The sequence below is a fragment of the Saliniramus sp. genome (assembly GCF_035311605.1).
In the GTDB taxonomy this organism is placed as follows: Bacteria; Pseudomonadota; Alphaproteobacteria; order Rhizobiales; family Beijerinckiaceae; genus Saliniramus.
This window is the reverse complement of sequence record NZ_DATGCW010000380.1, coordinates 1-6,139: the sequence shown is the minus strand read 5'-3', so window position 1 is coordinate 6,139 and position 6,139 is coordinate 1. Positions and strand designations below refer to the sequence as shown.

Below are 6,139 nucleotides of genomic sequence, written 5' to 3'. Positions count from 1 at the left end.
ACAGCGCAGACCATCTCGCCGAGATGGAAGCCGGGCTCGAAGGGCGCGACCTGCTGCATCAGATTGTCGATCAGCCCCTGCCCCGTGACCACCGGGAAGGCGGGAATGTCATAGATCGGCTTCTCGGGATAGAGCTCGGCGCATTGCCCGCCGATCTTGGGCAGGATGTCGATCACATGCGCCTCGATATCGAGCAGGCCGAGCTCGAACACGGCGAAGAGGCCGACCGGCCCCGCCCCGATGATCACCACATCCGTCTCGATCGGCGCAGGCGCCTCACCCTGCATGCCGAGCCCCGCATCTCCGCTCATCCGGATACCCTCATATCTCGCCGCGCCACAAAACGCGCCCGCGCTGGGGCATGAAGTGGCGGATCGGGCCGGCAATTGCAAGCGGGCGCGACGCCGCGCCGGTGGCGGGCAGACAGATATTGCGCGGAGACATGCGGCACCGCGAGATACAATCGGGAGATGATAAATTCGCGCATCAAGCAAAGAATTATCCAACTCAAGAATGAAAATGCTTCTTGATCAGATGTCGATGAATTCTTTTGATTGCTAATTTCAATATATACAATTTATGATAAAAATCATGATCTTTTCTCTTGATTCGCCTCTGACGGTTCCAGACCCTGGATGATCAATTTCGTTCTCCCGATCTTCGCCGTCATTCTGACGGGATACCTTTTCGCCCGCACCCGCGTCATCGACAAGGCGGGGACGCGGCTCCTCAACGATTACGTACTCTTCGTCGCCCTCCCGGCCCTGCTCTTCATCGCCGTGGCACGGGCCGATCCGGCGGAACTGCGGCAATGGGACTTCATGGGCGCCACGCTGATCGGCATCGCCGTCGCCTTCATCGCGGGCCTGATCGCAATCCGCGCGACCGGCGTGCGCTGGCCCGCAGCGACGATCCCCGCCATGGCAGCTTCCTACGGCACGACCGGATATATGGGCGTCCCGCTGGTCATCGCGGTTCTGGGCGCCCCGGCTGCGGTGCCGGCCGCGATCGCGACGATCCTGCACAACATCCCCGTCATCATCGCCGTGATTCTCGCCCATGACCTGTTCGCGCAGCGCGACCGGAACGGCGCGGGAGGCGGGCTCGCGGCGATCGGCGGCGCGTTGAAGACGACGCTGACCAATCCGCTGACCGTCGCCGTCGTCGCCGGCGCAATCGTCTCGATCACCGGCCTGCCCCTCCCGGAAGGCGTTGCACGCTTTGCCGATTTCCTCGGCGCGGCGGCGGGCCCCTCGGCCCTGTTCGCCCTCGGGCTCGGCCTCGCCCAGCTCGATGCGGCCAAATTGCGCGATCTCGGGCGCGTCTTCGCCATCCTGCCGCTGATCGCCATCAAGGTCCTGCTTCAGCCACTCGTGACCCTGCTCGCGGGGCTCTATCTGTTCGGGATGGAGCTGCGCGATCTCTGGTTCGTTTGCGCCTTGGTGATGGCCGCCCAGCCGATCGGCGCCGGGGTCTTCGTCTTTGCGGCGAAATACGATTATTTCGAAGACGAGACGACCATCGCGATCATCGTCTCGCTGCTCGTCACTCTGATCAGCCTGCCGCTGCTGCTGGCCTGGCTGGTCGTCGCCTGAGCGCATTCGAAAGCAGGTGGCGAGGGTCACGATCGCCCCGGTGCGGCACGCCGGCAACGCGCGACCGCCGGATGTCGCCGGGCGGCCCGGCGGCGCTTTACCGCCATCACCATCCTGCGTAAGAATTGCGCCGGATGGTCGCTCCGATTCCCGGGATGCGGCGTGCCGGTGGGTATCGGGGGCGGATTTGCCGGGTCATTCCTTGCATGGATACGGGCTGAGACCCTCTGCATCCGGCGCGGTTGCGCGATCAGGCCGCATGGCGAGGCGCCTGTCGCGCCTCATCGGCTGCCTCGCCCTGATGCTCGCGATCAGCGGCTGCGCGACCCGCGATACCGGGCCGATCAACGTCTTCACCCCGCAGGTGACGCAGGTCTCGTCGCATTTCATCAATGATTTCGGCGATGACGGCGCGCTTGTCGTCGGCGTCTCCTTCTCCGGTGGCGGGATGCGCGCGGCGGCTTTTGCGCATGGCGTGTTGAGCGCCCTCGACGAGACGGTGATCGACGAGGAGCCGCGCCGGCGCAAGGTGACCGACAGTATCCGCATGGTCTCGGGCACCTCCGGCGGAGCCGTAACGGCAGCCTATTTCGGCTATCGCGGACCGGGCGAATTCCACGATTTCCGTGAGCGGTTTCTCGCACAGGATATCGAGGCCACTCTGCGCACCAGCATGGCCGCGCCGGGCAACCTGATCCGCGCCTGGCAAGGCGGCGTGAACGACCGCAGCGGCTTCGCCGACTGGCTCGACGGCAACCTGTTCGACGGCACGACCTATGCGCATTTCAACCATGATCGCGCGCCGGAAATCTGGCTGACAGCCTCGGATATCTATAACGGCGTGCCCTTCATCTTCACCCATGACACCTTCGCCGCCCTGTGCAGCGACCTCGACCAGGTGCGCATCGCCGATGCGGTCGCCGCCTCAGCCGCTTTCCCCGTATCCTTCGCGCCGATCGACGTCGCGGCGAACGGTCCGGATTGCGGCTATGCCAGGCCGTCCTGGCTCACCCGCGCCATCGACGATCCCCACGCCTCGCTGCGGCTGCGGGCGCATGCCGAGGCGCTGGGCACATACCGCGAGGATGACCGGCTTGCGACGGTGCGCCTTCTCGATGGCGGGCTGACCGACAATATCGGCGTGACCGGGTTCGCGCTGGAACGCGCGAGCGCCGATACGCCCTTCGGGCCGCTGACGGCAGAGCAGGCGGTGAAGCTGCAAAAGCTGCTCTTCATCGTCACCGATGCCGGCAAGGCGCCGGCGCCGGAATGGGGCATGCGTGAGCGCGGCCCGGGGCTCGCCGAACTCGTCCCCGCCCTGTCGCATACCGCGATCAGCTCGTCCGTGCGCAAGGGTTTCGACGCGCTGGCCATGGCCGTGCGCGCATGGCAGGAGGAGATCATCCGCTTCCGCTGCAGCCTCTCGACGCGCGAGGTCGCGCGGCTGCGCGGCAGCACGGCGGGCTGGGATTGCCGCGACGTGAACATCACGGTGGAACTGCTCTCCTTCCGCGATCTCGAACCGGAATTCCAGCGCGAACTCAACCGCGTACCGACACGGCTGACGCTGGATAGCGACCAGGTCGATCTCGTCGTCGAGGCGGGGCAGCGCGCGGTGCGCGAGAACCGCGCCATCCGCGAAGCCGTCAACCGTATCCGCCGCAATGCGGGGGTGCCCGGTGCGCCCTGGCCGGGATACTGATTCAGCGTATCTTGAATATTTTCCTATGATACCTATCTGTCCCGAGTAATGCATGCGGAGGACATGATACGCGCCGAGATACCATCTCCGATAATCATCACCGCGCGAGCTTGCGCCTGAAATCCGACATCGCCGGAATCATGGCACGCCTCGCCCTCTCGCGGCTGACGGCGAGTCTGCGCGAAACGGTGCCGGACCATGCAAGCGCCGCGATGGCCGATCCGCTGCTCCCGAAGCACTGGCGCACACAGCCGCGCGTGCCGGCGGGGTCTCCGGATGGCGGGCAATGGACATCCGGCGGTGGCGGCGGGGCGCGTGTGGAGCGTGTGAGTCGCACGCCGCGCCGGAATAATCAGTATTGCTGAAATTCATACACTGAAAGGCGACGCTTCCATCTCTCTGAAAAACGTGGTAATTTTCTCTTCCAAGTCGACATTAACGTTAAGATCGATGTATGCTTTATCTTTTTCTATAAAATTGTCCGACGCATAGAGGGCGCCGTTTTCATCCAGATAGACGGAATGCGTACCGGGCTTTATTTCATCAATGACGCTGGTTCCGGGGATGCGCCCCGATATCGGGAACGCGCGGGTTATCGCTTCCGCTGTTAGGCGGATGGCGTCAAGCTGGCTATTCGCTCGATGCGTCAAATAAGGTTCAACGGACCTTCCACGGGCAGCGATCAGAGTACGCGCCGCAACATCAATTAATGGAACCAACTCGCCTTCAGTTTCGGCCACCTGATTCTGTGTCGGTTTACTTTTGAGGTTTTGGTTATCTTTGCGACGCCGCCATGCCCACCATTCAGCAATTACATAGACGACAAGGCCAAGAACGGCGAGCACCAGCATAAAATCTAGAAGCCATGGCGGAAGATCCGGCCACTTTTGGGGGATGCCGATCATGAGCAGTTCCCAACAAAAAAAGGCGATTCGTTGCAGTATGTTCATAGTTGGAACCTTGCCTCACTACGCGCCTTTTGTGGAGGCGCAGTCGCGTCACGCACCTTGGTGCATATCAGACATGAGGCTGGAACAACCCGCAAAATCGTTGAGCGGCAGCGCGAAAGCACCTCATCCTGCATTGGAGACGGTGTATAAAGATAACTCGTTGGTAGTACATCTCCTATTGCAGTAGCGCGCGCCGGATCGAGCAGCCGATGGGCCGGGGCGAGGTCTATCTGAGGCCGGACGGCGTCTCGGTGAATGTGCGCTACAGCCGGGGAAGCAATGGCCTGACGCTCGATATAGGCTGGCCGCGCGGCACGGAGCCGCGCATTTGGAAGATTCATTTCCAAAGTCGCATTGACTGGAAGGGATTACGCCTGATGACAAAATCCTACGCTTTGAGCGATTATGCTTCTATCTCGCATCCCGGGATAGGACGTCATGCCGTCAGGGACGTGATATTCCAGAAGATGGAAATAAAAAAGCCGATTGAGGGGATAACCTTCAAGGAATTATGCGTGCGTCTGCTCGATGACTGGGATTCGAAATTCCCTCGCAACCTCAATCATCTCACGCGTGAGCTCGATTCCGGTTTTCGTTTCGAAGGCCAAGAGCTCGTCGAGGCCAAGCTCTACCTGCTCACCGTCCTGATCGGCCACGGCATGGTGCCGATGACCTATGGCTACGGGGATTACGAATACGATCCGGAATACGCCTATGGCGAAACCCCGCAGGAGATCATCGACAACCTGCATGCCGATTGGTGCGCGCGCGAGCTCGACACGCCCGACATGCCCGCGCTGATGCTCGGATGGGAGCGCGAATGCGGCGGGTTCTATCCGGATGGTGAGGAGGCGAACGGAACGGCCGGCGCCTGATCACCGCCGCCCGAACAGGCGTTCGATATCGCTGCGTTTGAGCGCGACATAGGTCGGGCGGCCGTGATTGCACTGGCCGGAGAGCGGCGTCGCCTCCATTTCCCGCAGGAGCGCATCCATCTCCTGCGGGCGCAGACGCCGCCCGGCGCGGATCGAGCCGTGGCAGGAAATGCGCGAGAGCACCGCATCGAGCCGGCGCGTCAGCGGCGCCGCCTCGCCGGTCTCGGCCAGCGCATCGGCCACGTCGCGCACAAGCGCCGCGAGATCGCCCTCGGCGAGCGCAGCCGGCACCTCGCGCAGCGCGACGGCATCGGGGCCAAACGGTTCGAGCACGAGCCCGAGTTCCGCAAGCGCCTCCGCAGCATCCCCCAGACGCGCGACGTCGAGCGGATCAAGCTCGACGATCTCGGGGATGAGCAGGATCTGGCGCGCGATGCCGCTTTCCGCCCGCTCGCGCTTGAGGCGCTCATAAACGAGACGCTCATGGGCGGCATGCTGGTCGACGATCACGATACCGTCGTGGGTCTGCGCGACGATATAGGTTTCATGCAGTTGCGCACGCGCCGCACCCAGCGGATAGGCCTCGCGGGCGAGCGCGTCGGCATCCTCCTCCGTTTGAAGATCCGCCCCGGCGATGGCCTCCTGCCGCGCATCCGCTCCCGGCGCGAAGGCCTCGAACGCGGCCTGCCCCGCTTCGGCGAAGCCGGCCACGCCTTCATGCGGCGCCTGCCAGCTCTGCGCGAGAGAAGCTCCCCCATGATAAGCGCCTGCATGCGGGCGCGGCGGCGGGGTGAAGCCGCGCGCGCCGTATCCGCCGCTGTAACCACCGCCATGCACGCGCATCGCGCCGAGCATCTCCGTGCCGCCTGTCGTCGCCGCGCGATGGCCGGCGCGCGCGAGCGCGTCGCGGATTGCTGATACGACCAGCGAGCGGATCAACCCCGGTTCCCGGAAGCGGACCTCGGTCTTGGCCGGATGGACGTTGACGTCGACGATGGCAGGGTCGCAATCAATGAA

General features: G+C 63.5%; 5 protein-coding genes and 2 pseudogenes. 4 read left to right on the top strand and 3 right to left on the bottom strand.

Going from position 1 to position 6,139, the window contains the following annotated elements; all coding sequences use genetic code 11:
- Positions 1-311, bottom strand: a pseudogene (locus tag VKP01_RS17025) (ferredoxin--NADP(+) reductase); the annotation flags it as partial.
- Between the two features lie 324 nt (positions 312-635).
- On the opposite strand from VKP01_RS17025, the gene VKP01_RS17020 reads away from it, so the two are divergent.
- The 3 genes from VKP01_RS17020 (at position 636) to VKP01_RS17010 (ending at position 3,662) form a co-directional block, all read left to right on the top strand.
- On the top strand, positions 636-1,595 hold the full coding sequence (locus tag VKP01_RS17020; RefSeq protein WP_324414393.1) for an AEC family transporter: 960 nt from the start codon (positions 636-638) through the stop codon (positions 1,593-1,595).
- 259 nt (positions 1,596-1,854) lie between these two features.
- A complete protein-coding gene (locus tag VKP01_RS17015; RefSeq protein WP_324414391.1) occupies positions 1,855-3,297 on the top strand; it encodes a patatin-like phospholipase family protein in 1,443 nt (480 codons plus the stop codon).
- 140 nt (positions 3,298-3,437) lie between these two features.
- Entirely contained in the window at positions 3,438-3,662 is a 225-nt protein-coding gene (locus VKP01_RS17010; protein ID WP_324414389.1) for a hypothetical protein, read from the top strand.
- A gap of 3 nt (positions 3,663-3,665) precedes the next feature.
- Here VKP01_RS17010 and VKP01_RS17005 read toward each other — a convergent pair whose 3' ends face one another.
- A complete protein-coding gene (locus VKP01_RS17005; RefSeq protein WP_324414388.1) occupies positions 3,666-4,247 on the bottom strand; it encodes a hypothetical protein in 582 nt (193 codons plus the stop codon).
- Between the two features lie 515 nt (positions 4,248-4,762).
- Here VKP01_RS17005 and VKP01_RS17000 point away from each other — a divergent pair.
- Positions 4,763-5,122 (top strand): hypothetical protein, encoded by a 360-nt coding sequence (locus tag VKP01_RS17000; protein ID WP_324414386.1) that lies wholly within the window; start codon positions 4,763-4,765, stop codon positions 5,120-5,122.
- On the opposite strand, the pseudogene VKP01_RS16995 reads toward VKP01_RS17000, so the two are convergent.
- Positions 5,123-6,139, bottom strand: a pseudogene (locus VKP01_RS16995) (DNA mismatch repair protein MutL); the annotation flags it as partial.